Origin of the sequence: Pseudomonas sp. GM21, assembly GCF_000282215.1 — a bacterium.
GTDB lineage: Bacteria > Pseudomonadota > Gammaproteobacteria > Pseudomonadales > Pseudomonadaceae > Aquipseudomonas.
Genome location: NZ_AKJS01000070.1, coordinates 72,433 through 97,915, shown reverse-complemented (window position 1 = coordinate 97,915; position 25,483 = coordinate 72,433). Strand labels below are relative to the sequence as shown.

The following is a 25,483-nucleotide window of genomic DNA, read 5'->3' as shown; positions in this document are numbered from 1 at the left end:
TTAGAAGTCCGCGTCCCAATCCACCTTCATCTCGCCTGCGGCCAGATCGACAGCCAACACGCATTGTTCCGTATAGGGCAACAGGCGTTCGCGATCATCCAGGCTGCCAGCGCAAGGCTTGACCACCATTACATCATTGGCGCCGGTTTCCAGAAGATGATCGATTTTCCCGAGCAATTGCCCGAGTTGATCAATAACCTTCAGACCTTCCAGCTGGTACCAGTAGTACTCGCCGTCGGTCAATTCAGGGAACAGGTTGCGCGGCACGCAGATCTCATAACCGGCCAGAAGACGGGCTTCTTCACGATCATCAAGACCCTTGAGCTTTGCGACCAGGAACTTGTCGTTCCCACGTCCGCTGACCAGCTCGACCTGTTTCACATTGCCTTCGCGCTTGAGCGTCCAGGTTTTGTACTGCAACAGGTTTTCTGTCGGATCAGTAAAGGAATACACCTTCACTTCGCCGCGAACGCCATGAACCGAATAAATTTTGCCAATAACGATCAAATCATCAGCAACAGCTGGCGTCGCGTTCATATTGCTCAGGCCGCAGCCTTAGCCGCGTCCTTCAACAACTGAGCAACACGCTCAGAAGGTTGTGCACCAACGCTCAGCCAGTAGGCTACGCGCTCTTGGTTCACGGACAGACGGACTTCTTGACCACGAGCAACAGGGTTGAAGAAACCAACCTGTTCCTTGTGCGAACCGTCGCGCGGGTTGCGGCTGTCGGTTACGGTCAAGTGGTAAAACGGGCGCTTTTTGGAGCCGCCAAGGGCAAGACGGATTGTTAGCATGTGAACATCGTTCCTGTAGTCGGTGCTGCAAATCTAAAGGCACAGCGGGCATAGGTGCCCGAAAGGCCGCATATTCTAAGGAATATCCGGACTTTTGCAAATGTCTTTTTCCGGCGGCCTATCGGACGCCATCCAGATTTGCTATAGAGCCGTCGTTGAAAACGGCCAGTCAGCTCCCGCCAAGTGCGGGTTTGCTGGAGTTCCCACTTCCTTGTGGGGTTGCGCAAGAGCAAGCCCTTGCGCGAATTCTTTACATCTTTGGCATGCCGCCGCCGGGCAACATACCGCCCATGCCGCGCATCATTTTGGCCATTCCGCCCTTGGCGGAGAATTTCTTCATCATCTTCTGCATCTGCTTGTGTTGCTTGATCAAGCGACCGATGTCCTGCACCTGAGTGCCGGAACCCATGGCGATCCGGCGTTTGCGCGAACCGCTGATCACATCAGGGTCGCGGCGTTCGGCCGGGGTCATGGAGTTGATGATGGCTTCCATCTGCTTGAATTGCTTTTCTGCCGCACCCTGGGCATTGCCCATCTGCGCCAGGTTCACGCCGCCCATGTTGGGCAGTTTGTCCATGAGACCGCCGAGGCCGCCCATGTTTTTCATTTGTTGCAACTGATCGCGGAAGTCTTCGAGGTCGAAGCCCTTGCCCTTCTTCAGTTTCTTGGCCAGTTTGTCGGCCTTGTCCTTGTCGAGGGTCGCTTCGGCCTGTTCGATCAGGCTGAGCACGTCGCCCATGCCGAGGATGCGCGAAGCAATACGCTCAGGATGGAACGGATCGAGCGCTTCGCTCTTCTCGCCCATACCGATGAACTTGATCGGCTTGCCGGTGATGGCTCGAACCGACAGGGCGGCACCGCCACGGGCATCGCCGTCGACCTTGGTCAGGATCACGCCGGTCAGCGGCAGTGCATCACCAAACGCCTTGGCGGTGTTGGCGGCGTCCTGGCCGGTCATGGCGTCAACCACGAACAGGGTTTCGACCGGGTTGATCGCGGCGTGCAGCGCCTTGATCTCGCCCATCATCTCTTCGTCGATGTGTAAACGACCGGCGGTATCGACGATGACCACATCAATGAACTTAAGCTTTGCTTCTTTAATAGCCGCTTGCGCGATGTCGACCGGCTTCTGGCTCAGGTCGGACGGGAAGAAGGTAACACCGACTTCACCCGCAAGCATTTCCAGCTGTTTGATTGCCGCCGGACGGTAAACGTCCGCGGACACGACCATGACCGACTTTTTCTTGCGCTCTTTAAGGAAGCGCGCAAGTTTGCCGGCGGTGGTGGTTTTACCCGCGCCCTGCAAACCGGCCATCAGGATCACGGCAGGTGGAACGGCGCTCAGGTTCAGGTCTTCGTTGGCCGCGCCCATCAGGCTTTCGAGCTCGGCCTGGACGATCTTCACAAAGGCCTGGCCCGGTGTCAGGCTGCGCGACACCTCGGTGCCGACAGCGCGTTCCTTGACCGAATTGACGAAGTCTTTGACCACGGGCAAGGCGACGTCGGCTTCGAGCAACGCCATGCGCACTTCACGCAGGGTGTCTTTGATGTTGTCTTCGGTCAGTTTGGCCTTGCCGGTGACATGGCGCAGCGTCTGCGAGAGACGGTCGGTTAAGTTTTCAAACATTGCGCGATCCTTTCAGGCCCTGTGTAGACCGGGATAATGGCGGCCCAGACCGGAATAAACATGTGCTCGGCGAGCCTGCGGCGTGGGCAGGTCGCGGATTATAGCGAAGACTGCGTCTGGCGGACACCTCACACTTTCGTGCGGCGGGGGTTCTATGCCAAACTCAGCCCCTTTCGGGCTTGCCTAACAGGATTTATGCTCCCCTTGTCACCCAGTTTGCTTACCACTCTCGCCGCCGCCTGCTTATATGCCGCTGCGACTCTTTATCAGGGCTCTCGCCTGGCCACCGGCGCCAAGGCGAACAAGCGCCTGCTGGTCACGCTCGGCGTATTGGCGGTCCTGGCTCACAGCGCCAGCCTGCTTACCCACCTGCTGACGCCGATCGGCCTGGGCCTGGATTTTTTCAGCGCCGCCAGCCTGATTGCCGCCGCGGTCATTGCCTTGACCTTGCTGGCCTGCTCGCGGATCCCGGTGGAAAACCTGCTGATATTGCTGTTCCCGCTGGGGGCCGCGACCGTGCTGCTGGCGCAGTTCGCGCCGGCCGGCACCGTACAGGTCATCGACGAAGCACCGGGCATCCTCGCCCATATCCTGCTGTCGATCCTCGCCTACGGCATGTTCACCATTGCGGTGTTCCAGTCCTTGCTACTGCTGGTTCAAGACCATCAGCTCAAGCACAAACATCCGTCAGGGCTGATCAGGAATTTCCCGCCGCTGCAAACCATGGAAAGCCTGCTGTTCGGTTTCCTGTGGGCCGGCTGGACGCTGCTATCGTTGTCGTTGATCTCCGGCTGGTTGTTTGTCGACAACCTGTTCGCCCAGCACCTGGTGCATAAAACCTTGCTGGCGTGCCTGGCCTGGATTGTCTTCAGTGTTCTGCTGTGGGGCCGCAATCGCCTCGGCTGGCGCGGACACAAGGCAATTCGCTGGACCCTGGCTGGTTTCTGCCTGCTGATGCTGGCGTATTTCGGCAGCAAGCTGGTTCGTGAATACATCCTGCATATCTGACGGGCGGCATTAATGGACGACTTGCCCATAGGGCCGATGCTCGCGGTATTGGCCCTGCTGATTTTATGGTCGGGGCTGTTTACCGCCATCGAAGCAGCACAACAGCAGTTGCTGGCCCAGCGGACTGCCTCGCGTTCGAGCGACAAACCGGTGGCGAAGCTGAGCTTCCCGCTCAACAGCCTGATCTTCTGCAACACCCTGTGCCGTGCGCTGGTCATGGTCATCAGCACGTTGCTGGCGATTTTCACCTGGGCCGGGAACGGCCCATGGGTCGCCTGTCTCGGCGCTGGCGCCGCACTCCTGGTGTTCGCCGACTACCTGCCGCGCACACTCGCCTATCGCCACCCTGACGCGGTGCTGAACCTGGGCAACACCTTGCTCGGCGCGCCACTGAAAATCATCTACCCGGCCGCCTGGATGCTCAATGGCTTGAGCCAGTTGTTGATGCGACCGTTCGCTCGCAAAGTCAAAGTCGTGCAGCAGAGCGAAGACGAAGCGCCGACGGATCGGCACGAAGATCAGGACCATAGCGTCTGCCGCCCGCACCCGCTGTCCGGCATCCACGCGCTGGACAACATCACGGTCAACGACATTCTGGTGCCGCGCAGTGACGTCGACGGCATCAACCTCGACGACCCGATTGAAGAAATCATCGAGCAATTGCGCCACAACAAGCGCACGCGCCTGCCGGTGTTCCACAGCGACATCAACCAGGTCGAAGCGGTGCTCAACACCCGGCACATCCGTCATTTGCTGGCCGATGCCAGCCTGACGATGGAAGCGCTGATGGCGGCCAGCCATGACCCTTATTTCGTCCCGGAAAGCACCCCGCTGCAGCTGCAGCTGCTGAACTTCCACAAGCAGCAGCGGCGCTTGGGCATGGTGGTCGACGAGTACGGCGAAGTGCTGGGTATCGTGACCCTGGAGGACATTCTTGAAGAAATCGTCGGTGAGTTCGAAAGCCAGCACAGCCTGGACAACCCGCACATCCATCCTCAGGCCGATGGACGCCTGGTGATTGATGGTGCGGCGTCGATTCGCGACTTGAACAAGAGCCTGGGCTGGCACCTGCCCAGCGATGGCCCGAAAACCCTTAACGGACTGGTGACCGAAGCCCTTGAGACCATTCCGGACAGCGCGGTATGCCTGAAGATCGGGCGCTATCGCCTGGAAATTCTGGAGACCGAAGACAATCGCGTCACGCGGGTGCTGATCTGGCATACCAGTTCAGTTCCAGTCGTTATTTAATCCCCTTGTTGAATCGTTAGGCTCCTTCCTATAATCGGGGCGCTTACCCAAGCCCCGCCTCACTTCAGTGCTACCCGCACTCTGCAACAAAACCCACATCCCTGGGTGTTCGACCATAATAATTCGCTCCACTGGGGCACATGACTGTCAGGGATAACCGCATGACGACCAGCACGACTTATACCGAAACCACGTCCGCACAACCGACGAACTCCGCCACCCGGGTGGCCACCGCGAGTTTCATCGGCACCGCCATCGAGTTTTACGACTTCTACGTCTATGCCACCGCAGCAGCGTTGGTGATCGGGCCGGTGTTCTTTCCACAGACCTCCGGCACCGCGCAAATGTTGTCGGCGTTTCTCACCTTCGGTATCGCCTTTCTTGCGCGACCGCTGGGTTCTGCCCTGTTCGGCCACTTCGGTGATCGCATCGGGCGAAAATCAACACTCGTCGCTTCGCTGCTGCTGATGGGCGTCTGCACGACGCTGATCGGCGTGTTGCCGGGTTACGACAGCATTGGCGCCTGGGCGCCGATCCTGCTTTGCGTGCTGCGCTTCGGCCAAGGCTTGGGGCTGGGCGGTGAATGGGGCGGTGCGGCGTTGCTGGCCACGGAGAACGCGCCCAAAGGCAAACGCGCATGGTTCGGCATGTTCCCCCAGCTTGGCCCTTCGATTGGCTTTCTGGCGGCAAACGGTCTGTTCCTGACCCTTGCAATGACGCTGAACGATGAACAATTCCGCTCGTGGGGCTGGCGGATTCCCTTCCTGCTCAGCGCCGTATTGGTGATGGTCGGGTTGTACGTGCGCCTCAAACTCCACGAAACCCCGGTGTTCGCCAATGCCATGGCCCGCCAGGAGCGGGTGAAGATCCCGCTGATCGAGCTGTTCAGCCAATACTGGGCGCCGATGCTGCTGGGCGCCGGCTCGATGGTGGTGTGCTATGCGCTGTTCTACATCTCGACGGTGTTTTCGCTGAGTTACGGCGTGACGACCCTCGGCTACACCCGTGAAACCTTCCTCGCCTTACTGTGCTTCGCGGTGCTGTTCATGGCCGCCGCGACGCCACTGTCGGCGTGGGCCAGCGACCGTTACGGGCGCAAACCGGTGCTGATCATCGGTGGCGTGCTGGCGATTTTGTCCGGGTTCTTGATGGAACCGCTGCTAACCCAAGGTTCAACCTGGGGCGTGGCGCTGTTCCTGTGCATCGAATTGTTTCTGATGGGCGTGACGTTTGCGCCGATGGGTGCGTTGCTGCCTGAGCTGTTTCCGACTCACGTTCGCTATACCGGAGCCTCGGCGGCGTACAACCTGGGCGGGATCGTCGGGGCCTCGGCGGCGCCATTCTTCGCGCAGAAGCTGGTGGCGATGGGCGGTCTGAGTTATGTCGGCGGGTATGTGTCGGTGGCGGCGGTGTTGAGCTTGATTGCGGTGCTGTGCCTGAAGGAGACGCGTAACAACGATTTGAATCGGGTAACCTGATAGATCGCCATCGCGGGCAAGCCCGGCTCCCACAGGGAACGCATTCGGCCAGAAAGAATGCAATACCTGTGGGAGTCGGACTTGCCCGCGATAGGCGCGACTCGGTTTACAGCTCTACCGCGACAGCCTGAGAAGCACGGGTGGCCTTGGCACGAGCCAATTCAATCGACTCATCCCGCGCCAATGCCACGCCCATCCGGCGCTGACCATTCACTTCTGGCTTGCCAAACAGACGCAACGCCGTGTCCGGCTCGCTCAACGCAGACCCCAGGTTGGCGAAAGCGGTCTGGGTCGACTGCCCTTCCACCAGAATCACCGCTGAAGCCGAAGGGCCGAACTGACGGATCAGCGGAATCGGCAGGCCCAGAATCGCCCGTGCGTGCAGCGCGAACTGCGACAGGTCCTGGGAAATCAGGGTCACCAGGCCAGTGTCATGCGGGCGCGGCGAGACTTCGCTGAACCACACCTGATCGCCTTTGATGAACAACTCGACGCCAAACAGGCCACGACCGCCCAGCGCCTCGGTGACCGCTTTGGCCACACGCTCGGACTCAGCCAAAGCAACCGGGCTCATGGCTTGTGGCTGCCAGGATTCCTGATAGTCGCCCTTCTCCTGACGGTGACCGACCGGCGCGCAGAAGGTGGTACCGCCGACGTGACGCACGGTCAGCAGGGTGATTTCGTAGTCGAAGTCGATGAAACCTTCAACGATCACGCGACCTTTGCCGGCGCGGCCGCCTTCTTGCGCGTAGTCCCACGCGGTTTTGACGTCATCGGCGCTACGCAACAGGCTCTGGCCTTTGCCCGAGGAACTCATCACCGGCTTGACCACGCATGGGAAGCCGAGGTCTTCGACGGCTTTGCTGTAATCCTCGAAAGTATCGGCGAAATGGTACGGCGAGGTCGGCAGGTCCAGCTCTTCGGCGGCCAGGCGACGGATGCCTTCACGGTTCATGGTCAGCTGCGCGGCACGCGCGGTCGGAATCACGGTGAAGCCTTCGGCTTCCAGTTCGACCAGAGTGGCGGTCGCGATGGCTTCGATTTCCGGCACGATGAAGTGCGGCTTCTCGGCTTCGATCACCGCACGCAGGGCGGCGCCATCGAGCATATTAATCACGTGGCTGCGATGGGCGACCTGCATGGCCGGGGCGTCGGCATAACGATCCACGGCAATCACTTCAACGCCCAGGCGTTGCAGCTCGATTACCACTTCCTTGCCCAACTCACCACAGCCACACAGCAATACGCGGGTCGCGGTTGGCGACAATGGAGTTCCGATACGGGTCATCTCAGGTCCTCAAGAAGCGGATCATCGAGGGATGCAACGCCATGCGCGCTTCCCATGGGGAGAAAGCGCGGCATTTTACATGAACCGAAGGGTTTGGCTTCAGCTGACGAGGGCCTGTTTGCGCAAGCGCCAGGCCATGATCAGCCAAACAACGGTCACGCCAGCGAACTTCGAACCCATGGCTGTGAGGATCACACCGGGAGTAAACGCGTCGATCATGCCGAAAAAAATGAAGGTATCGAGGGGAATGCTCAGCGCCGAACTTATCCAGAGGCGATCGTGCAACGGGCGTTTGGTGATGCTGAACACCAGCCAGTCGATGCACTCGGACACCGCAAACGCCGTGGCGCTGGCCAATGCCATGCCCAACCACCAAACCCGAACGCTAACCTTGTAGCAGCTGCCGAAGGCTGCGTCCGGCTGCGCAGCAGTCGTAAACCCTGAGAACGCGATTTGACTGAATAACCGAAGTGCCTGATTTTGCGACTGCTGCGCAGCCGGACGCAGCCGGACGCAGGCTTCGCCAGCTGCTACAGGTCCGGGGTTTTGCCGATCATCCACAGCAACCCGCTGGATTTGGCCCGCTCATGACACAACCCCAACACCGCGCGGCGCTCTTCGTTGTTCATACGGCTCCAGCGCGTGATCTCTTCCACCGTCCGCTGACACCCGGTGCAAATGTCGTCGTCATCCAACGCGCAAATATTCACGCAGGGCGATGGCACCGGTCGTTCAGTGGCGCTCATTCTTCCTGCTCGACCAGATCACGGGCATAGCGCTGCGAGTTATGCACATAGTGGGCAGCGCTGGCCTCCAGCATCTTCTTCTGCTGCTCGGTCAGCTCACGCACCACTTTGCCTGGGGAACCCATGACTAGCGACCCATCGGGAATTTCCTTGCCTTCGCCGATCAGCGAATTGGCGCCGATGATGCAGTTTTTGCCAATTTTCGCGCCATTCAGAATGACCGCATTAATGCCGATCAAGCTGTAATCACCCACGGTGCAGCCATGCAGCATGGCGTTATGACCAATGGTCACGCCAGTGCCGATGGTCAGCGGGTAGCCCATGTCGGTGTGCATCACGGTACCGTCCTGGACATTGCTGTTCTTGCCGATCAGGATCAGTTCGTTGTCGCCCCGCAGTACGGCGTTGAACCAGACGTTGGCGCCCTCTTCCAGTTTGACCTTGCCCACCAGCACGGCATTGGGCGCGACCCAGCTCTGCGGATGGGTTTCGACGCGGGCGTCGCCCAAACGATATTTCATCTTGTTGTCCTCAAGGCCAGGCAGGCTCATACAAAGCACGGTTGACGCCATACGAACGATGGCTCAGGTGTTGATAAAACTCTTGGGCGGTTGATGCAGGCTGATTTTCGCGTCATAGAGCAGATTGATCAACTCGACGATCATAATCGCCGTCAAGCCCCAGATCTTGTATTCGCCATAACGGTAGCTCGGCACGTACCAGCTACGGCCCTGGTAATCGATGCGATGGGTGTGTTCGCGCGGGTCCTTGCGGAAGAATTCGAGCGGTACGCTGAAGACAGCAGCGATCTCGGCATCGTTGGCCCGATATTCGACAAAATCCGGAATCACCCCGACATAAGGCGTGACCTTGATGCCGTGCAATGAGATCAACGGGCTAAGCGGGCCGATCACTTCAACCAGGCCCGGTGGCAAGCCGATTTCTTCTTCGGCCTCACGTAGCGCGGTGAAAATCAGGTCGGGGTCCTCGGGGTCGCGACGACCACCGGGAAAGGCCACTTCACCGCCGTGGGTCGAGAGCCCGCTGGCGCGCAGGGTCAGAACCAGTTCTGGTTCATCACTGCGAGTGATGGGCACCAGTACCGCAGCCTCCGGGAAACGCTTGTCGGTTTCCAGTGTGCGTGGAGTGTGGTTGCTTACTCGATGCAGTAGCTCGTCCAGCATGAGACTTCTCGATTTATTCTCTACTTTGCATCATGCACCAATCGAACCGACCGCCCAACCCCATAACCACTGCATGTCGCTAAACGACAACTTGCCGACAGACACCGCCGCACGCCAAGATAGGCGCAGCATTCAGGAACCCAAGCATGAAATTTTGCAGTCAGTGCGGCAACCCGGTGACCCAGCGTATTCCCGAAGGCGATTCGCGTCTGCGATTTGTCTGCGACAGCTGCCATACGATTCACTACCAGAACCCCAACATCGTCGCCGGTTGCGTCGCGACCTGGGGCTCGAAAGTGTTGCTGTGTCGGCGTGCCATCGAGCCACGGCTCGGTTACTGGACCCTGCCTGCCGGTTTCATGGAGAACGGTGAAACCATCGAGCAGGCGGCCATTCGCGAAACCGCCGAAGAAGCCTGTGCCCGGGTGCGCAACCTGAGTATCTATACATTGATCGACGTGCCGCACATCAGCCAGGTGCATGTATTCTTTCGCGCCGAGCTGGCAGACCTGGACTTTTGTGCCGGCCCCGAGAGCCTGGAAGTGCAGCTTTTCGAGGAAGCCGACATCCCTTGGTCCGACCTGGCTTTCCGCACAGTGGGCCGTACCCTAGAATGCTTCTTCGCTGACCGGCGGACCGAGGCCTACCCTGTGCGGTCCGAATCGATCCCGCCACTTGCTCAGCTTGCCATCACTTAAAACATCTATAACTAAAATAGCCGACACCTCTAGGGATATCGTTTCAATGCGCTGGTTGCTTGTCGTTTTATGCTTGTCGTTCGTTGCCATGTCACAGGCTTCCGTTGCGGAACCCCTGAATGGCAGAGTCATCGAAAAAATTCTGGTCCTGAAATCCGCTCACCAACTGCAATTGATCAATAATGGCAAGCCGCTCAAGACCTATCGCATATCCTTGGGCAAGCATCCCCAAGGCCCAAAACTGATGGAGGGTGACAAACGCACGCCAGAAGGTCTCTATTGGGTGGACTGGCGCAAGGTCAGCGATCGCTTCAACCTGGCAATGCACATCTCCTACCCGAACATCAGCGACTCTGCCCGTTCGCGCAGAGAGGGTGTCGATCCCGGTGGCATGATCATGATCCACGGAACGCCGGACACTGAGGAAAACCCTGAATCCCTGTTCCACACCCTGGACTGGACGGACGGCTGCATCGCCATGCGCAACATGGACATGCGCGAAGTCTGGAACCTGGTACCGGACGGCACGATGATCGAGATCCGCCCGTAACCCCATTCTGGCTGGATCCTTGTAATTCAGAGCAACAAAAAACCCGCTGAACGCGAATTCAGCGGGTTTTTCATTTCAGCGGCAAGAGAATCAAAAATCCTCCAACCGCCACACTTCATAAGCCGGCGTCTCATAGGGGTGGCTTTGCTTCAGCGCCACCACCACAGAGCGAATCAACTCATCGCTGACCACCAGCTCAACCTTCCATTCCTCAACCTGTTCGACCTGTCCCGCTTCACCAATGAACGGCTGACTGCCGTCCAACGGGCGAAACTGGCCGAGGCCGAGCACTTGCCAGGCGCAATGGTCGTAAGCGCCGATCCGTCCGCCACCAGCGGCGAATACGGCGTTTTTGACTTGTTCCACATGGCTGGTTGGAACAAAAAAGCTGAGCTTGTACACGACGCTTAGTTAACCCGCTTTTAGTTTACCCAGACCCGAGCATTACGGAACATACGCATCCAAGGTGCGTCTTCGTTCCAGTCTTCCGAACGCCACGAGTTCTGCACGGCGCGGAACACACGTTCCGGGTGCGGCATCATGATCGTTACGCGACCGTCGCGGCTGGTCAAACCGGTGATCCCGCGCGGCGAGCCGTTCGGGTTGGCCGGGTATTTTTCGGTGACCTTGCCGTGGTTGTCGACGAAGCGCATTGCCACGCAGCCCGACAGATCGGCTTCCAGCAACGCTTCTTCGCTGGCGAATTCGGCATGGCCTTCACCGTGAGCGATGGCGATTGGCATGCGCGAACCGGCCATGCCTTGCAGGAAGATCGAGTTCGACTCCTGGACCTGAACCATGGCCACGCGCGCTTCGAACTGCTCGGAGCGGTTACGCACGAAGTGCGGCCAGAACTCGCTGCCCGGAATCAGCTCGTGCAGGTTGGACATCATCTGGCAACCGTTGCACACGCCGAGGGTGAAGCTGTCGTTGCGTTCGAAGAAGCCCTGGAACGCATCGCGAGCACGGCTGTTGAACAGCGCGGACTTGGCCCAGCCTTCGCCGGCACCGAGTACGTCGCCGTAGGAGAAACCACCGCACGCCACCAGACCTTTGAACTCGTTCAGGTCGACACGGCCGGCCAGAATGTCGCTCATGTGCACGTCGATCGCATTGAAACCGGCGCGGTCGAACGCGGCCGCCATTTCCACCTGACCGTTGACGCCCTGCTCACGCAGAACGGCAACCTGTGGGCGGATGCCTTTTTTGATGTAAGGCGCGGCAACGTCCTGGTTGACGTCGAAGCTGAGCTTGACGCTCAGGCCCGGGTTGTCTTCTTCCAGCAGCACGTCGAACTCTTGTTCGGCGCAATCGGCGTTGTCACGCAGACGCTGGATCTGGTAGCTGGTTTCAGCCCACTGACGCTGCAGCAGACGACGCTGACCTTCGAACACGGTTTCGCCGTTGAAGGTGATGTTGATCTGACCGTTGTTCATCGGCTGACCGATCACCGACACGCACTCGCCCAAACCGGCAGCGCTGAACTGCGCGAGGATGTCCGGTGTGGAGTCCTGACGAACCTGAATCACGGCGCCCAGTTCTTCGTTGAACAGGATCGCAGCGATGTCGGCGGAGGTTTCTGCCAGACCGTCGAGGTTCAGGCTCAGACCGCAGTGGCCGGCGAAGGCCATTTCCACCACGCTGGTCAGCAGACCACCGTCGGAACGGTCGTGGTACGCCAGCAGGTGACCGTCGGCATTCAGGCCCTGGATCACCGCAAAGAAGGCTTTGAGGTCTTCGGAATCATCAACGTCCGGCGCTTGCGAGCCGAGCTTGCCGTGCACCTGTGCCAGGATCGAGGCGCCCATGCGGTTTTGACCACGGCCCAGATCGATCAGGATCAGGTCGGTGGTGCCCTTGTCCATGCGCAGTTCCGGGGTCAGGGTCTGACGGATGTCAGCCACTGGCGCGAAACCGGTCACGATCAGGGACATTGGCGAAGTCACGGTCTTGTCGACGCCTTCGTCGCTCCAGCGCGTGGCCATGGACATGGAGTCCTTGCCCACCGGAATGGTGATGCCAAGCTCAGGGCACAGTTCCATGCCGACCGCTTTCACGGTGTCGTACAGGCGCGCGTCTTCACCCGGGTGACCGGCAGCGGACATCCAGTTCGCCGATAGTTTGATGTCGGAGATCTTATTGATGCGCGAAGCGGCGATGTTGGTCAGGGTTTCGCCGATAGCCATACGGCCCGACGCCGGAGCGTCCAGCAGCGCCAGCGGAGTGCGCTCGCCCATGGCCATGGCTTCACCGGTGTAGACGTCGAAGCTGGTGGCGGTGACGGCAACGTCGGCCACCGGAACCTGCCACGGGCCAACCATTTGGTCACGGGCCACGAGGCCGGTGATGGTGCGGTCGCCGATGGTAATCAGGAAGCTTTTGCTCGCCACGGCCGGGTGATGCAGAACGCGCTCGACGCAATCTGCAATTTCAAGCGTCGACGGATCGAAATCGTCGCCCAGTTCGTTTTCACGAACGGCCGAACGGTGCATGCGCGGGGCTTTGCCCAGCAGCACTTCCAGCGGCATGTCCACCGGGCTGTTGCCGAAGTGGCTGTCGGTGACCGTCAGTTGCGGTTCGGCAGTGGCTTCGCCGACCACGGCGAACGGGCAGCGCTCGCGCTCGCAGATCGCCTGGAAGCGTTCGAAGTCAGCCGGGCCGACCGCCAGAACATAGCGTTCCTGGGATTCGTTACTCCAGATTTCGTGCGGGGCCATGCCCGGCTCGTCGTTTGGAATGTTGCGCAGTTCGAAGCGGCCACCACGGTTGCCGTCGTTGACCAGTTCCGGGAAGGCGTTGGACAGACCGCCCGCGCCGACGTCGTGAATGAAGCTGATCGGGTTCTTGTCACCCAACTGCCAGCAACGGTCGATGACTTCCTGGCAGCGACGCTCCATCTCAGGGTTTTCGCGTTGTACCGAAGCGAAGTCCAGGTCAGCCGAGCTGGTGCCGGTGGCCATGGAGGAAGCCGCGCCGCCGCCCAGACCGATCAGCATCGCCGGGCCGCCGAGCACGATCAGCTTGGAGCCGACGGTGATCTCGCCTTTCTGTACGTGTTCGGCACGGATGTTACCCATGCCGCCGGCCAGCATGATCGGCTTGTGGTAACCACGAACTTCGTCGCCACGCGGGGTGGTGATCGACTGTTCGAAGGTACGGAAGTAGCCGGTCAGGGCTGGACGACCGAATTCGTTGTTGAACGCGGCACCACCCAGTGGGCCTTCGATCATGATGTCCAGCGCGGTCACGATGCGCTCAGGCTTGCCGTACGGCACTTCCCACGGCTGTTCGAAGCCCGGGATTTGCAGGTTGGATACGGTGAAACCGGTCAGGCCAGCCTTCGGCTTGGCGCCACGGCCGGTCGCGCCTTCGTCCCGGATCTCACCGCCACTGCCGGTGGATGCACCCGGGAACGGGGCAATCGCGGTCGGGTGGTTGTGGGTTTCGACTTTCATCAGGATGTGCACCGGTTCCTGCACCGCGCCGTACTGGCGGGTTTCAGGGTCCGGGAAGAAACGACCGGCGACGTTACCGACGATCACCGAAGCGTTGTCCTTATAAGCCGACAAAACACCTTCGCTGTGCATCTGGTAGGTGTTCTTGATCATGCCGAACAGGCTTTTTTCCTGGCTCTGACCGTCGATGTCCCAACTGGCGTTGAAGATTTTGTGACGGCAGTGCTCGGAGTTCGCCTGGGCGAACATCATCAGTTCGATGTCATGCGGGTTGCGCTTCAAGCCGACGAAGGCGTTGACCAGGTAGTCGATTTCGTCTTCGGCCAGGGCCAGGCCCAGCTCGGTGTTGGCTTTTTCCAGCGCGGCGCGACCGCCACCCAGCACGTCGATCGCAGTCAGCGGCTTGGGTTCGGCGTGGCTGAACAGGCCGGCGGCCTGTTCGAGGTTGGCCAGAACGATCTGCGTCATGCGATCGTGCAGTACGTCAGCGATAAGCTGTGCTTGGGCGTCGCTGAACTGGCCAGCCACGTAGAACGCGATGCCGCGCTCCAGGCGCTGGATCTTGCTCAGGCCACAGTTGCGGGCGATGTCACTCGCTTTACTGGACCACGGCGAGATGGTGCCGAAACGCGGCAACACCAGGAACAGACGACCGGTCGGCTCTTGTACCGGAACACTTGGGCCGTACTTCAGAAGGCGCGCGAGCACCTGCTGTTCGTCGCCGGTCAGGACGCCGGTAACTTCGGCGAAGTGAGCGAATTCAGCATACAAGCCGCTGACAGCCGGGACCTTCTGGCTCAGTTGCTCAAGGAGTTTGCTGTGGCGAAAGGCAGAAAGGGCAGGAGCGCCGCGCAGGATCAACATCTTCGGGACAGCCTCGGGAGGGGTGTGCTTTGAGGCCGTGCATTCTAGCCTAAACCGCCCGCGACATCACCCGAAACGGTACGGGCGGCTGCACCTGGGTGTCGGACCGCAGATACGGGCCTCGAAAAGACACTCAAAAAGGGTTATTTTTTCCACTCGGAAAATGCTGTCCGGGCCCATTCCTGCGGGCTCCGGAGGCCTTTTCAATTGCCTAGCAGACAAGCCCTTTGCTGTCGAGATATGGCGCTCGTGGTCCTTTGCGTATACTGCGCAGATGTTTTCCCCAACGGCTTTGCGTCCGCGGTACGCCAAATGGCTGATCGCAACCGGACTCTTCCTGCTGCTCAATGGCTGTGTTGATAAACCCAACACGCTGGAGCGCGTAAAGGAGGATGGCGTGCTGCGCGTGGTTACCCGCAACAGCCCCGCCACCTACTTCCAGGATCGCAACGGTGAAACCGGCTTCGAATACGAGCTGGTGAAGCGCTTCGCCGACGATCTGGGGGTGGAACTCAAGATCGAGACCGCCGACAACCTCGACGACCTGTACAGCCAGGTCGGCAAGCCTAACGGCCCGGTGCTGGCTGCGGCCGGTCTGGTCGGCAGCGAAGAACGTAAAAAACAGGTCAGGTTTTCCCACTCCTACCTGGATGTCACCCCACAGGTCATCTACCGCAACGGCCAATCGCGGCCGACCGACGCCGGTGATCTGGTCGGCAAGAAGATCATGGTGCTCAAAGGCAGCACCCACGCAGAACAGTTGGCGGAGCTGAAAAAGAAATACCCCGGCATTGAGTATGAAGAATCCGACGCGGTCGAAGTCGTCGACCTGCTGCGCATGGTCGATGAAGGCCAGATCGATCTGACCCTGGTCGACTCCAACGAAGTTGCGATGAACCAGGTGTACTTCACCAACATCCGGGTCGCCTTCGATCTCGGCGATGCCAGCAACCAGAGCTGGGCCGTGGCCGCTGGCGAAGATAACAGCCTGCTCAACGAAATCAACGACTACCTCGACAAGGTGCAGAAAAACGGCACCCTGCAGCGCCTCAAAGACCGCTACTACGGGCATGTCGACGTGCTCGGCTACATGGGTGCCACCACGTTCGCCCAGCACTTGCAGCAGCGCCTGCCCAAGTACGAACAGCACTTCAAGGCATACGCCAAGAAAGAAAAAGTCGACTGGCGTCTGCTGGCCGCCATCGGTTATCAGGAGTCGTTGTGGCAACCGGCGGTCACGTCCAAGACCGGCGTGCGCGGCCTGATGATGCTGACCCAGAACACCGCGCAAGCAATGGGCGTGTCCAACCGCCTCGACCCCAAGCAAAGCATCATGGGTGGAGCCAAGTACCTGGCCTATATCAAGGATCAACTGGACGCGTCGATTCAGGAGCCGGATCGCACCTGGTTTGCCCTGGCGGCCTACAACGTCGGCACCGGCCACCTGGATGACGCGCGCAAACTGGCGAAGAAGGAAGGGTTGAACCCGGACAAGTGGCTGGATGTGAAGAAAATGCTGCCGCGCCTGTCAGAGAAGAAGTGGTACAGCAAGACGCGTTATGGCTACGCCCGGGGCGGCGAGCCGGTGCATTTCGTGGCGAACATCCGTCGTTACTACGACATCCTTACGTGGGTCACGCAGCCACAGCTTGAAGGTGATCAGGTGGCCGAAGGTAACCTGCATGTGCCGGGGATCGACAAGTCGAAGCCTGCTCAAGAGCCTGCACCGCTCTGACCCCAACGACACAAATCAAATAATGTGGGAGCGAGCCTGCTCGCGATAGCTTTCTTGCAGTCAACATCTTCGTTGAATGTTAAGACGCCATCGCGAGCAGGCTCGCTCCCACAGTTGTTTTGTGTTTGGTCTTTAGGCTTTTGCGGCGGCCAGGATCAGCGCTTTCATCTCCGACACCGCCGACTTGAAGCCGACAAACAACGCATGTGCCACCAGCGCATGGCCGATGTTCAGTTCGTTGATGCCTTTGATCGCCGCCACCGCTTCAACGTTGTGGTAGTGCAAACCGTGCCCGGCATTGACGATCAGCCCTTGAGCCAAACCAAACGCGACGCCATCGGCCACACGCTTGAGCTCCTCAGCCACGTCGGTCGGCGTCTCGGCATCGGCGTAACGACCGGTATGCAGTTCGATGGCCGGCGCACCAACACGGCGGGACGCTTCAATCTGCCGCTCATCCGCGTCGATGAACAGCGACACTTCGCAGCCAAGCTTCGACAAGCGATCCACGGCGGCCTTGATCCGCGCCTCCTGCCCTGCCACGTCCAGGCCACCTTCAGTAGTCAGTTCCTGACGGGTTTCCGGGACCAGGCAAATGTGCGCCGGGCGGATGCGTTCGGCGAACACCATCATTTCTTCGGTGACGCCCATTTCGAAGTTCATGCGGGTTTGCAGCACGTCCTTGAGTAGCAAAACGTCGCGCTCCTGGATGTGCCGACGGTCTTCGCGCAAATGCACGGTGATGCCGTCAGCGCCCGCCTCTTCCGCGTCCAGTGCAGCCTTGACCGGATCCGGGTAGCGAGTGCCCCGGGCCTGACGCAGGGTGGCAACGTGGTCGATGTTCACGCCAAGAAGAATGCGATTGCTGGTGGTCACGGAAGCGCTCCTGAATTGAAAGATTCGGCGCACAGCATACGGGGAGACTACGGCTTGCGAAACAGCTCGCGGCTGACTAAAGGACGGCCGCCCAGATGCACGGCCAATGCCTGACGCATCAGACGCTTGGCGGCGGACAGCGCCCCGGGCGCAGTCCAGTCGGCATCCGCCATGGCCAACAGTTCGGTGCCATTGAACAGCCCGGGTTGCAGCAGGTAGACCTGCTCCAGGCCAGCATCCACCTGTAAGCGGTAGAGACCGTCCGGGGCGATGGGCTCGCCGTGGATGTCCGAGGTCAGCGCAAAGCCGTAACCGAGGTCGTCGAGCAGGCGCCATTCGAAAGAGCGCAGCAACGGCTCCAGCGGACGGCCTTCGGCCAGGGCGAGCAACGTGGCGGCGTAGTGATCGAATACCGCGGGATGAGGGTCTTCGGCGGGCAGCAGGCGAATCAACAGCTCATTCAGGTAGAGGCCGCTGAACAGCGCCTCACCACTGAGCCAGGTTGAAACACCGGCGGCTTCCATCCGCCCGACGTTCTTTAACTCACCGCGCCCCCGAAACTCGACTTCCAGCGGCACGAACGGCCGCGCCAACGTCCCGGCCTTGCCCCGCGCACTGCGCAACACCGCCCGCAGCCGACCTTGCGGCGTGAGGAAATCCACCAATGCGCTGTTTTCGCGGTAAGCGCGGGAGTGGAGGACGTAGGCGGGTTGGGCGATGGGAGGGGTTGAGGACATGGAAGTCGCACTTCTCAATGAGCAAACACAGTTTTACTGACCACCACAAACCACTGTGGGAGCGAGCCTGCTCGCGATGGGGGCATCACATTCAGCATCAATGTTGAATGTCAGACCGCTATCGCGAGCAGGCTCGCTCCCACACGGGAATTATGCATCCAGGATCAGGCGTTACAGGTCGCCATAACCCAGCGAACGCAACGCGCGCTCGTCATCGGACCAGCCGCCTTTCACTTTGACCCAGAGGTTGAGCATGATCTTGGAGTCGAACAGCAGCTCCATGTCCTTGCGCGCCTCGGTGCCGATGCGCTTGATGCGCTCACCCTTGTCGCCAATGATGATTTTCTTCTGGCCGTCACGCTCAACGAGGATCAAGGCATGGATGTGCAGGGTTTTGCCCTGCTGCTTGAACTCTTCGATTTCCACGGTGATCTGGTACGGCAGCTCGGCGCCCATCTGGCGCATGATTTTCTCGCGCACCAGTTCAGCGGCGAGGAAGCGGCTGCTGCGGTCGGTGATCTGGTCTTCCGGGAAAAAGTGATCGTTTTCCGGCAGGTAACCGGCAATCACACGCTCCAGTGCTTCGAGGTTGTGCCCGTGCTGGGCCGAGATCGGCATGATCTGCGCGTTCGGCAGCTGTTCCTGCAACCAGGTCAGGTGCGGCATCAGTTCAGCTTTGTCTTCGATACGGTCAGTCTTGTTCAGCGCCACGATCAACGGACCGGTCACGTACTGGACGCGCTCGAGCACCATCTGGTCTTCGTCGGTCCACTTGGTGCGGTCAACGACGAAGATCACTACGTCGACGTCTTTCAACGCCGCCGATGCGGTCTTGTTCATGTAGCGGTTCAGCGCTTTTTCGCCACCCTTGTGCATGCCCGGGGTGTCGACGTAGATCGCCTGCACGGCGCCTTCGGTCTTGATACCCAGCATGTTGTGGCGGGTGGTTTGCGGTTTACGCGAGGTGATCGCCAGTTTCTGACCCAGGATGTGGTTCAGCAGCGTGGACTTGCCCACGTTGGGACGGCCGACGATGGCAACATAGCCACAGCGAGTTGCAGTTGAATCAGTCATTGCCATTCTCCACACCCAGGGCAATCAGTGCTGCGGCGGCCGCTACCTGTTCGGCAATACGACGACTCACACCCTGACCTCGGCTTTTTTCATTCAGTAAGGTGATTTCACATTCGACGAAGAACGTCCGGCAATGTGGCTCACCCTGGATATCCACCACTTCATAACGTGGCAGCTCACAACCACGCGATTGCAGGAATTCCTGCAGGCGGGTTTTTGGATCTTTGTTGGTGTCGACCAATGTCAGGCCTTCGAACTCACCGGCCAGCCAGGCCAGCACGCGCTCGCGCGCCATGTCCATGCCGGCGTCGAGATAGATCGCACCAATCAGCGCTTCCAGGGCATCAGCCAGAATCGACTCGCGACGAAAACCGCCGCTTTTCAATTCACCGGAGCCCAGGCGCAGGTAGTCGCCCAGATCGAAACCACGGGCCAGTACGGCCAGGGTCTCGCCTTTCACCAGGCGCGCACGCAAACGTGACAACTGGCCTTCACGCGCCAGTGGGAAGCGATCGAACAGCGCCTCGCCAGCGACGAAGTTGAGGATGGCATCACCGAGGAATTCCAGGCGTTCATTGTTACGCCCGGCAAAGCTGCGGTGAGTCAGGGCCAGGACCATCAGTTCCTGATCCTTGAAGGTGTAGCCGAGCTGACGCTCGAGACGACTTAAGGAGACGCTCACGGTTTACCCACGCTGAGTTCGTGGTTGGATTCCACCGCCATCGCCGAGAGTCGGCGCAGGCCTGGGACAATTAACGCTGTGTTCAAAAATAACGTCCTGAATATCATTGGCTTCATGCTGACGGCGCCGATTGTGTCGACTCCAGAAAAGCATTCGGCGCTGTGTTCAACAGCGCCGTGTGTGATTACTTGATCAGGCCAACCCGCGAAAAATTCGGCAGGTGACTGAGTTTAGGTTCCGGCCAGCTCATCCAGACTGCGAAGGCCTTGCCGACGATATTCTTGTCGGGAACCATGCCCAGCAGATCCTTGGGAATGCTTGGATCATCCCAAAAGCGACTGTCGTTTGAGTTGTCGCGGTTGTCGCCCATCATGAAGTAGTGCCCGGCTGGCACGGTCCACGAATGATCCGGCGCAGCACGATAGCGGCTCATTTCCTTGCGGATCAGGTGCTCGGCAGCGCCGAGTTTTTCCTTGTAAAGCTCAGCACTGCCCAGCGTGCCCGGCTCGGAGCCGACCATTTGCTCGGCAATCGACTCGCCGTTGACGAACAGACGCTTGTCAGCGGTATAACGAATCTTGTCACCCGGCAGGCCCACGACGCGCTTGATGTAGTTGACGTTCGGATCGCTCGGGTAGCGGAACACCATCACATCGCCGCGTTGTGGATCACCCACTTCGATGACTTTCTTGTCGATCACCGGCAGGCGGATCCCGTAAGAAAACTTGTTCACCAAAATGAAGTCGCCAACATCCAGGGTCGGTTTCATCGAACCGGAAGGAATCTGGAACGGTTCCACCAGGAACGAACGCAGGACCAGCACGATGAACAACACCGGAAAGAACGACTTGCCGTATTCGACCAGCAGCGGCTCCTTGTTCAGTTTCTCGACCACCACCACATCAGGCTGGCTGACGCTGCCCTGATAGGAGGCAATGGCAGCACGCCGACGCGGTGCCAGGAAAACCAGATCGAGCAACGCCAACAAACCGCAGACGAACACGGCGATGACCAGCAACAGCGGGAAATTTAGTGACATAGGACCTAACTATCCAACCTGAGCACTGCAAGGAAGGCTTCTTGTGGAATTTCCACGTTACCGACTTGCTTCATGCGTTTTTTACCGGCCTTTTGCTTTTCCAGCAGCTTTTTCTTACGGCTGACGTCGCCGCCGTAGCATTTGGCCAATACGTTCTTTCTGAGGGCCTTGACGGTTGTCCGCGCCACAATCTGCCCGCCAATGGCGGCCTGGATTGCCACGTCGAACATCTGTCGAGGAATCAGCTCCTTCATCTTCTCGGTCAACTGGCGACCTTTATAGTGCGAGTTGTCACGGTGCACGATCAGCGCCAGGGCGTCGACTTTGTCACCGTTGATCAGCACGTCCAGTTTCACCAGGCTAGCCGATTGATAACGATCGAAATGGTAGTCCAGCGAAGCATAGCCGCGACTGGTGGACTTCAGACGGTCAAAGAAGTCCAGCACCACTTCGTTCATCGGCAGGTCGTAGGTCACTTGTACCTGAGAGCCAAGGAACAGCATGTCGACCTGTACACCACGTTTTTCGATGCACAGGGTGATGACGTTGCCCAGGTGTTCTTGCGGCACAAGAATATTGGCCCGCACGATCGGCTCACGCATGTCTTCGATCGAGGACAGGTCCGGAAGCTTCGACGGGTTATCGACGTAGATCGTCTCGCCGGTCTTGAGCAGCAGCTCGAAGATTACCGTCGGCGCCGTGGTGATCAGGTCCAGGTTGTACTCGCGCTCCAGGCGCTCCTGGATGATTTCCATGTGCAGCATGCCGAGGAACCCGCAACGGAAACCGAAGCCCAGGGCGTCGGAACTTTCCGGGGTGTACTGCAGGGACGAATCGTTCAGCGTGAGCTTTTGCAGGGCTTCACGGAAATCTTCGAAGTCGTCGGAGCTGACCGGAAACAGACCGGCGTAGACCTGCGGCTGAATGCGTTTGAAACCCGGCAGCACGTCGACGTCTGGCGTCGTGCTCAACGTCAGGGTGTCGCCCACTGGCGCACCATGGATGTCCTTGATGCTGGCAATGATGAAGCCCACTTCACCGGCCTTCAGGTCAGCGGTTGGGGTGTGTTTCGGATTGAATACACCGACGCTGTCCACCAGGTGGATCTTGCCGGTGGATTTGACCAGGATCTTGTCGCCTTTCTTCACACGACCGTGACGCACGCGTACCAGGGAAACAACGCCAAGGTAGTTGTCGAACCAGGAGTCGATGATCAACGCTTGCAGCGGATCTTCGTAGTTGCCGGTCGGCGCAGGAATGGTGGCGACCAGGCGCTCGAGCACTTCGTCGACGCCCAGGCCGGTCTTGGCAGAGCACTCGACCGCGTCGGTGGCATCGATGCCGATGATTTTTTCGATTTCTTCTTTAACACGGTCCGGATCGGCCTGTGGCAGGTCGATCTTGTTCAGGACCGGCATGACTTCCAGACCCTGCTCGATCGCCGTGTAGCAGTTGGCAACCGACTGCGCTTCAACGCCCTGACCGGCATCGACCACCAGCAACGCACCTTCACAGGCCGCCAGCGACCGGCTGACTTCGTAGGTGAAGTCAACGTGGCCCGGGGTGTCAATGAAGTTCAGCTGGTACTTGATGCCATCGCGAGCGGTGTAATAAAGGGTGACGCTGTGGGCCTTGATGGTGATCCCGCGTTCACGCTCCAGGTCCATGGAGTCCAGCACCTGGGCTTCCATTTCGCGCTCGGCAAGGCCGCCGCACATCTGGATGAATCGATCAGCCAGCGTCGACTTGCCATGGTCAATGTGGGCGATGATGGAGAAATTGCGGATATGACTCAAATCACTCACGGATCAACACTCAAAAAGGCTGCAGGCATAGCCCGCCGAAAAATAGCCGGGAATTGTACCTGATCCACGGCGCAAGCGTCACGTTTGCAGGTCAGACGGCAGGTACAAAAACGCCCCGGTCTTGCGACAGGGGCGTTTTAAGCGTCCGCCAAGGGCTGTAGAACCCTTGATCAGCCGGCCCGGCGCAACAACCAGAAACCGGCCAGAGCACAGACACCGGCCGGAATGAGCACCGCAAACAGCGGCGAGAAACCGAACACCAGGCTCGAAGGCCCCAGCAAATCCTGGACGATACGGAAGGTAAAACCCACCAGAACGCCTGTGAACACACGCTGACCGAGGGTCACGGAGCGCAAAGGACCAAAAATGAAGGAAATCGCCATCAGTACCAGCGCGGCAGTCACCAGCGGCTGCAACACCTTGACCCAAAACGCCAGCCAGTAGCGGCCATTGCTCAGGCCCTGGTCAGCCAGATAGTGGATGTAATTCCACAGACCACTGATCGAGAGCGACTCAGGCGCCATTACCACGGTGTCCAGCAACTGCGGGCTCAGAGCAATATCCCAGCGTTCGACGGGGACAGTGACCACTTCGGTGCTCTTGTCATGGAACACCGTGGTCGTGACGTCGCTGAGTTGCCAGTGATCCTTGTCGAACTCGGCACGCTTGGCAAAGCTTGACGACAGCATGTGTCGCTCTTTATCGAAGCGATAGCGGGTCACACCGTAAAGAAGGCCATTGGGTTGCACCGAGTTGACGTGAATGAACTCGTCACCCTGGCGGTGCCACAGGCCGTGTTTGGCGCTTTGCGCATCGCCGCCGCCCTGAGCCAGCGAGCGATTGGCCTGAGCGGTGACCTCGGTGGCTGGCGCGACGTATTCGCCGATCAGCACACCCACCAACATCAGGACCAGCATTGGCTTCATGACCGCCCAGACGATTCGACCGATCGACACGCCAGCGGCGCGCATGATGGTCAGCTCACTGTTGCTGGCCAGACTGCCTAGGCCAATCAGGCATCCGATGAGTGCCGCCATGGGCAACATGTCGTAAAGACGGCGCGGAGCCGTCAGCAAGACGTAACTGGACGCGTCCAACAGGGTATAGGACTCGCCGACGTCGCTCATCTCATCGATGAAGGAAAAAAGCGTCGCCAGGCCGAGAATAATCCCCAATACCGCCAGGATCGCCATAAATACGCTGCTACCGATGTAGCGATCGAGCTTAACCACGAGCCACCTCCAGTGCACTGCGGCGACTCGCCATCTTCAAGCGCAACGGCTCCCAGTAAAGCAACCCGAGACCGATAATCAGGAACATCCCATGAACCCACCATAACCCCAGGGCAGGCGGAATCTTGCCCTTATCGAGGGCGCCGCGAGCGGCGATCAGGATGGTCAGGTAAGCCATATAAAGAAGAATCGCCGGCAGCAGCTTGAGGAAACGCCCCTGGCGCGGGTTGACGCGTGACAGCGGCACCGCCATCAGGGTCACGATGAACACCAGCAACGGCAGGGACAAACGCCATTGCAGCTCGCCGTGCGAACGAGGGTCTTCGTTGTCTATCAACGAACGGGTGCTCATTGCATCACGATCAGTCACTTCTTCACTGACCTCCGGCTTTGGCAGCAATACCCCGTACTCGTCGTATTTGATCGCCCGATAGTCGGCCTGCCCTGGATTACCGTCATAGCGATAGCCGTTGTCGAGAATCAGGTAGCGGTTGCCGTCCGGACGAATTTCCTGACGGCCCTTCTCGGCCACCAGTACGGAAATCCCGCGATCCTTCTGGTCGGAGTTGGTGTTTTTCTGCGAAATGAACACACCCGCCAGATTGACGCGGTCATCGGTCAGTTGCTCGGTATAGGTCACCCGAGTCCCGTCACGCAACGCCTGGAAGCGCCCAGGCTCCAGGGTATCGAATTCGGTGAGTGCATCCTGTTTGTTCAGCAGCAACTGAAACTGATTGGCACCTTGTGGTGCCAGGCTCAGGCTCAGCCAAGCCACTACCAGCGCGACGAGCGTGGCCGGAAACAGGGTAATGACAAACAAACGCTGCTGACTCATACCGGTGGCCGACAGCACGGTCATTTCGCTTTCGAGGTACAGGCGACCATAGGCCAGCAGGATCCCGAGAAACAGGCCCAGTGGCAGGATCAGTTGCAGGAAACCCGGTAGACGGAAGCCCATGATCAGGAACAGCGAGCCCGGATCCAGCAGGCCTGCGGCCGCTTGGGCAAGGTATTTGATGAAGCGACCGCTCATGATGATGACCAGCAGCACGGCGCTGACTGCGCTCAAGGTCAACAGGACTTCGCGGGACAGATATCGGAAGACGATCAAACCAGAGACTCCAGGGTTGTCAGGCTAAGGCGGCCAAACAAGCAAACGTATCAGACAGCCCACAGGGCAGAGCTGCCGAAAAAGATCGCGCATTATCCTGTGATTGGGTGCGCCTGTCACTGCGCATGCTCAAGCTGGCGGTCAATGCGCGGAAGATCGTACAACCGAGGGTTGTCAGGCGCACGGAGCGAGGTTCAAACTGCGGCCTTTATCGCGGGCCGTGACCTGCGTTTTTCCATCTATATAAGCAAG

At 59.3% G+C, this 25,483-nt stretch carries 23 protein-coding genes and 1 pseudogene; 6 read left to right on the top strand and 18 right to left on the bottom strand.

Going from position 1 to position 25,483, the window contains the following annotated elements:
* From rimM to ffh, 3 genes are all read right to left on the bottom strand, one after another.
* Complete coding sequence (rimM, locus tag PMI22_RS18905; protein WP_007944873.1) at nucleotides 1-537, bottom strand: ribosome maturation factor RimM; 537 nt, start codon at nucleotides 535-537, stop codon at nucleotides 1-3.
* Between the two features lie 5 nt (nucleotides 538-542).
* Nucleotides 543-794: a 30S ribosomal protein S16 gene (gene rpsP / locus PMI22_RS18910; protein ID WP_007944872.1), complete on the bottom strand. Its 252-nt coding sequence runs from the start codon at nucleotides 792-794 to the stop codon at nucleotides 543-545.
* A gap of 250 nt (nucleotides 795-1,044) precedes the next feature.
* Nucleotides 1,045-2,421, bottom strand: coding sequence for a signal recognition particle protein (ffh, locus tag PMI22_RS18915; protein ID WP_007944871.1), 1,377 nt, complete (start codon nucleotides 2,419-2,421; stop codon nucleotides 1,045-1,047).
* A 195-nt stretch (nucleotides 2,422-2,616) separates the two neighbouring features.
* Here ffh and PMI22_RS18920 point away from each other — a divergent pair, with 195 nt between their 5' ends.
* From PMI22_RS18920 to PMI22_RS18930, 3 genes are all read left to right on the top strand, one after another.
* On the top strand, nucleotides 2,617-3,429 hold the full coding sequence (locus PMI22_RS18920) for a cytochrome C assembly family protein (protein WP_033049085.1): 813 nt from the start codon (nucleotides 2,617-2,619) through the stop codon (nucleotides 3,427-3,429).
* Between the two features lie 12 nt (nucleotides 3,430-3,441).
* Nucleotides 3,442-4,677, top strand: coding sequence for a transporter associated domain-containing protein (locus PMI22_RS18925; protein ID WP_007944868.1), 1,236 nt, complete (start codon nucleotides 3,442-3,444; stop codon nucleotides 4,675-4,677).
* A gap of 161 nt (nucleotides 4,678-4,838) precedes the next feature.
* On the top strand, nucleotides 4,839-6,155 hold the full coding sequence (locus tag PMI22_RS18930) for an MFS transporter (RefSeq protein WP_007944866.1): 1,317 nt from the start codon (nucleotides 4,839-4,841) through the stop codon (nucleotides 6,153-6,155).
* 106 nt (nucleotides 6,156-6,261) lie between these two features.
* Here the strand turns inward: PMI22_RS18930 and purT are convergent, their stop codons facing one another.
* The 5 genes and pseudogenes from purT to PMI22_RS18955 all read right to left on the bottom strand — a co-directional run bounded on the left by purT (nucleotide 6,262) and on the right by PMI22_RS18955 (nucleotide 9,373).
* Nucleotides 6,262-7,443, bottom strand: a complete 1,182-nt coding sequence (gene purT, locus PMI22_RS18935) for a formate-dependent phosphoribosylglycinamide formyltransferase (RefSeq protein ID WP_007944864.1) — start codon at nucleotides 7,441-7,443, stop codon at nucleotides 6,262-6,264.
* Nucleotides 7,444-7,542: 99 nt separating this feature from the next.
* A pseudogene (locus PMI22_RS32335) lies at nucleotides 7,543-7,806 on the bottom strand (VUT family protein); the annotation flags it as partial.
* 167 nt (nucleotides 7,807-7,973) lie between these two features.
* Nucleotides 7,974-8,189 (bottom strand): DUF1289 domain-containing protein, encoded by a 216-nt coding sequence (locus PMI22_RS18945; RefSeq protein WP_007944860.1) that lies wholly within the window; start codon nucleotides 8,187-8,189, stop codon nucleotides 7,974-7,976.
* Nucleotides 8,186-8,710 carry a gamma carbonic anhydrase family protein gene (locus PMI22_RS18950; RefSeq protein ID WP_007944857.1) on the bottom strand — a complete coding sequence of 175 codons (525 nt, stop codon included), beginning with the start codon at nucleotides 8,708-8,710 and terminating at the stop codon, nucleotides 8,186-8,188. The genes PMI22_RS18945 and PMI22_RS18950 overlap by 4 nt, the downstream gene beginning before the upstream one ends.
* Nucleotides 8,711-8,773: 63 nt before the next feature.
* Nucleotides 8,774-9,373, bottom strand: a complete 600-nt coding sequence (locus PMI22_RS18955) for a CoA pyrophosphatase (RefSeq protein WP_007944856.1) — start codon at nucleotides 9,371-9,373, stop codon at nucleotides 8,774-8,776.
* A 146-nt stretch (nucleotides 9,374-9,519) separates the two neighbouring features.
* Between PMI22_RS18955 and PMI22_RS18960 the strand changes: the two genes are divergently transcribed.
* The gene (locus PMI22_RS18960; RefSeq protein ID WP_007944855.1) at nucleotides 9,520-10,071 is read left to right on the top strand and encodes an NUDIX hydrolase; all 552 of its coding nucleotides are present in this window, start codon (nucleotides 9,520-9,522) and stop codon (nucleotides 10,069-10,071) included.
* Between the two features lie 46 nt (nucleotides 10,072-10,117).
* Nucleotides 10,118-10,621 carry a L,D-transpeptidase family protein gene (locus PMI22_RS18965; protein ID WP_007944854.1) on the top strand — a complete coding sequence of 168 codons (504 nt, stop codon included), beginning with the start codon at nucleotides 10,118-10,120 and terminating at the stop codon, nucleotides 10,619-10,621.
* A gap of 90 nt (nucleotides 10,622-10,711) precedes the next feature.
* Here the strand turns inward: PMI22_RS18965 and PMI22_RS18970 are convergent, their stop codons facing one another.
* Together PMI22_RS18970 and purL are read right to left on the bottom strand one after the other, a co-directional pair.
* Nucleotides 10,712-11,023: a YqfO family protein gene (locus PMI22_RS18970; protein ID WP_007944853.1), complete on the bottom strand. Its 312-nt coding sequence runs from the start codon at nucleotides 11,021-11,023 to the stop codon at nucleotides 10,712-10,714.
* 20 nt (nucleotides 11,024-11,043) lie between these two features.
* Nucleotides 11,044-14,940 carry a phosphoribosylformylglycinamidine synthase gene (purL, locus tag PMI22_RS18975; RefSeq protein WP_007944852.1) on the bottom strand — a complete coding sequence of 1,299 codons (3,897 nt, stop codon included), beginning with the start codon at nucleotides 14,938-14,940 and terminating at the stop codon, nucleotides 11,044-11,046.
* A 274-nt stretch (nucleotides 14,941-15,214) separates the two neighbouring features.
* Here purL and mltF point away from each other — a divergent pair, with 274 nt between their 5' ends.
* Complete coding sequence (gene mltF, locus PMI22_RS18980; RefSeq protein ID WP_033049084.1) at nucleotides 15,215-16,675, top strand: membrane-bound lytic murein transglycosylase MltF; 1,461 nt, start codon at nucleotides 15,215-15,217, stop codon at nucleotides 16,673-16,675.
* Between the two features lie 132 nt (nucleotides 16,676-16,807).
* Here the strand turns inward: mltF and pdxJ are convergent, their stop codons facing one another.
* The 8 genes from pdxJ to lptF form a co-directional block, all read right to left on the bottom strand.
* Nucleotides 16,808-17,551, bottom strand: coding sequence for a pyridoxine 5'-phosphate synthase (gene pdxJ, locus PMI22_RS18985; RefSeq protein WP_007944849.1), 744 nt, complete (start codon nucleotides 17,549-17,551; stop codon nucleotides 16,808-16,810).
* A 47-nt stretch (nucleotides 17,552-17,598) separates the two neighbouring features.
* Nucleotides 17,599-18,288, bottom strand: coding sequence for a DNA repair protein RecO (recO, locus tag PMI22_RS18990; protein WP_007944848.1), 690 nt, complete (start codon nucleotides 18,286-18,288; stop codon nucleotides 17,599-17,601).
* 171 nt (nucleotides 18,289-18,459) lie between these two features.
* Nucleotides 18,460-19,362, bottom strand: a complete 903-nt coding sequence (gene era, locus PMI22_RS18995) for a GTPase Era (protein ID WP_007944847.1) — start codon at nucleotides 19,360-19,362, stop codon at nucleotides 18,460-18,462.
* Nucleotides 19,355-20,044, bottom strand: coding sequence for a ribonuclease III (gene rnc, locus PMI22_RS19000; protein ID WP_027924885.1), 690 nt, complete (start codon nucleotides 20,042-20,044; stop codon nucleotides 19,355-19,357). Before rnc ends, era begins: the two co-directional genes overlap by 8 nt.
* Before the next feature lie 184 nt (nucleotides 20,045-20,228).
* Nucleotides 20,229-21,083 carry a signal peptidase I gene (lepB, locus tag PMI22_RS19005; RefSeq protein ID WP_007944845.1) on the bottom strand — a complete coding sequence of 285 codons (855 nt, stop codon included), beginning with the start codon at nucleotides 21,081-21,083 and terminating at the stop codon, nucleotides 20,229-20,231.
* A gap of 5 nt (nucleotides 21,084-21,088) precedes the next feature.
* Nucleotides 21,089-22,888: a translation elongation factor 4 gene (lepA, locus tag PMI22_RS19010; RefSeq protein ID WP_007944844.1), complete on the bottom strand. Its 1,800-nt coding sequence runs from the start codon at nucleotides 22,886-22,888 to the stop codon at nucleotides 21,089-21,091.
* A gap of 170 nt (nucleotides 22,889-23,058) precedes the next feature.
* Nucleotides 23,059-24,120: an LPS export ABC transporter permease LptG gene (gene lptG, locus PMI22_RS19015; RefSeq protein ID WP_007944843.1), complete on the bottom strand. Its 1,062-nt coding sequence runs from the start codon at nucleotides 24,118-24,120 to the stop codon at nucleotides 23,059-23,061.
* On the bottom strand, nucleotides 24,113-25,231 hold the full coding sequence (lptF, locus tag PMI22_RS19020; protein WP_007944841.1) for an LPS export ABC transporter permease LptF: 1,119 nt from the start codon (nucleotides 25,229-25,231) through the stop codon (nucleotides 24,113-24,115). Before lptF ends, lptG begins: the two co-directional genes overlap by 8 nt.
* Between the last annotated feature and the right edge of the window lie 252 nt (nucleotides 25,232-25,483).

Excerpts from the sequence above, each read along its gene's own strand:
- rimM (WP_007944873.1), bottom strand. The coding sequence starts at position 537 with ATGAACGCGACGCCAGCTGTTGCTGATGATTTGATCGTTATTGGCAAA.
- rpsP (WP_007944872.1), bottom strand. The coding sequence starts at position 794 with ATGCTAACAATCCGTCTTGCCCTTGGCGGCTCCAAAAAGCGCCCGTTT.
- ffh (WP_007944871.1), bottom strand. The coding sequence starts at position 2,421 with ATGTTTGAAAACTTAACCGACCGTCTCTCGCAGACGCTGCGCCATGTC.
- PMI22_RS18920 (WP_033049085.1), top strand. The coding sequence starts at position 2,617 with ATGCTCCCCTTGTCACCCAGTTTGCTTACCACTCTCGCCGCCGCCTGC.
- PMI22_RS18925 (WP_007944868.1), top strand. The coding sequence starts at position 3,442 with ATGGACGACTTGCCCATAGGGCCGATGCTCGCGGTATTGGCCCTGCTG.
- PMI22_RS18930 (WP_007944866.1), top strand. The coding sequence starts at position 4,839 with ATGACGACCAGCACGACTTATACCGAAACCACGTCCGCACAACCGACG.
- purT (WP_007944864.1), bottom strand. The coding sequence starts at position 7,443 with ATGACCCGTATCGGAACTCCATTGTCGCCAACCGCGACCCGCGTATTG.
- PMI22_RS18945 (WP_007944860.1), bottom strand. The coding sequence starts at position 8,189 with ATGAGCGCCACTGAACGACCGGTGCCATCGCCCTGCGTGAATATTTGC.
- PMI22_RS18950 (WP_007944857.1), bottom strand. The coding sequence starts at position 8,710 with ATGAAATATCGTTTGGGCGACGCCCGCGTCGAAACCCATCCGCAGAGC.
- PMI22_RS18955 (WP_007944856.1), bottom strand. The coding sequence starts at position 9,373 with ATGCTGGACGAGCTACTGCATCGAGTAAGCAACCACACTCCACGCACA.
- PMI22_RS18960 (WP_007944855.1), top strand. The coding sequence starts at position 9,520 with ATGAAATTTTGCAGTCAGTGCGGCAACCCGGTGACCCAGCGTATTCCC.
- PMI22_RS18965 (WP_007944854.1), top strand. The coding sequence starts at position 10,118 with ATGCGCTGGTTGCTTGTCGTTTTATGCTTGTCGTTCGTTGCCATGTCA.
- purL (WP_007944852.1), bottom strand. The coding sequence starts at position 14,940 with ATGTTGATCCTGCGCGGCGCTCCTGCCCTTTCTGCCTTTCGCCACAGC.
- mltF (WP_033049084.1), top strand. The coding sequence starts at position 15,215 with ATGTTTTCCCCAACGGCTTTGCGTCCGCGGTACGCCAAATGGCTGATC.
- recO (WP_007944848.1), bottom strand. The coding sequence starts at position 18,288 with ATGTCCTCAACCCCTCCCATCGCCCAACCCGCCTACGTCCTCCACTCC.
- era (WP_007944847.1), bottom strand. The coding sequence starts at position 19,362 with ATGACTGATTCAACTGCAACTCGCTGTGGCTATGTTGCCATCGTCGGC.
- lepB (WP_007944845.1), bottom strand. The coding sequence starts at position 21,083 with ATGTCACTAAATTTCCCGCTGTTGCTGGTCATCGCCGTGTTCGTCTGC.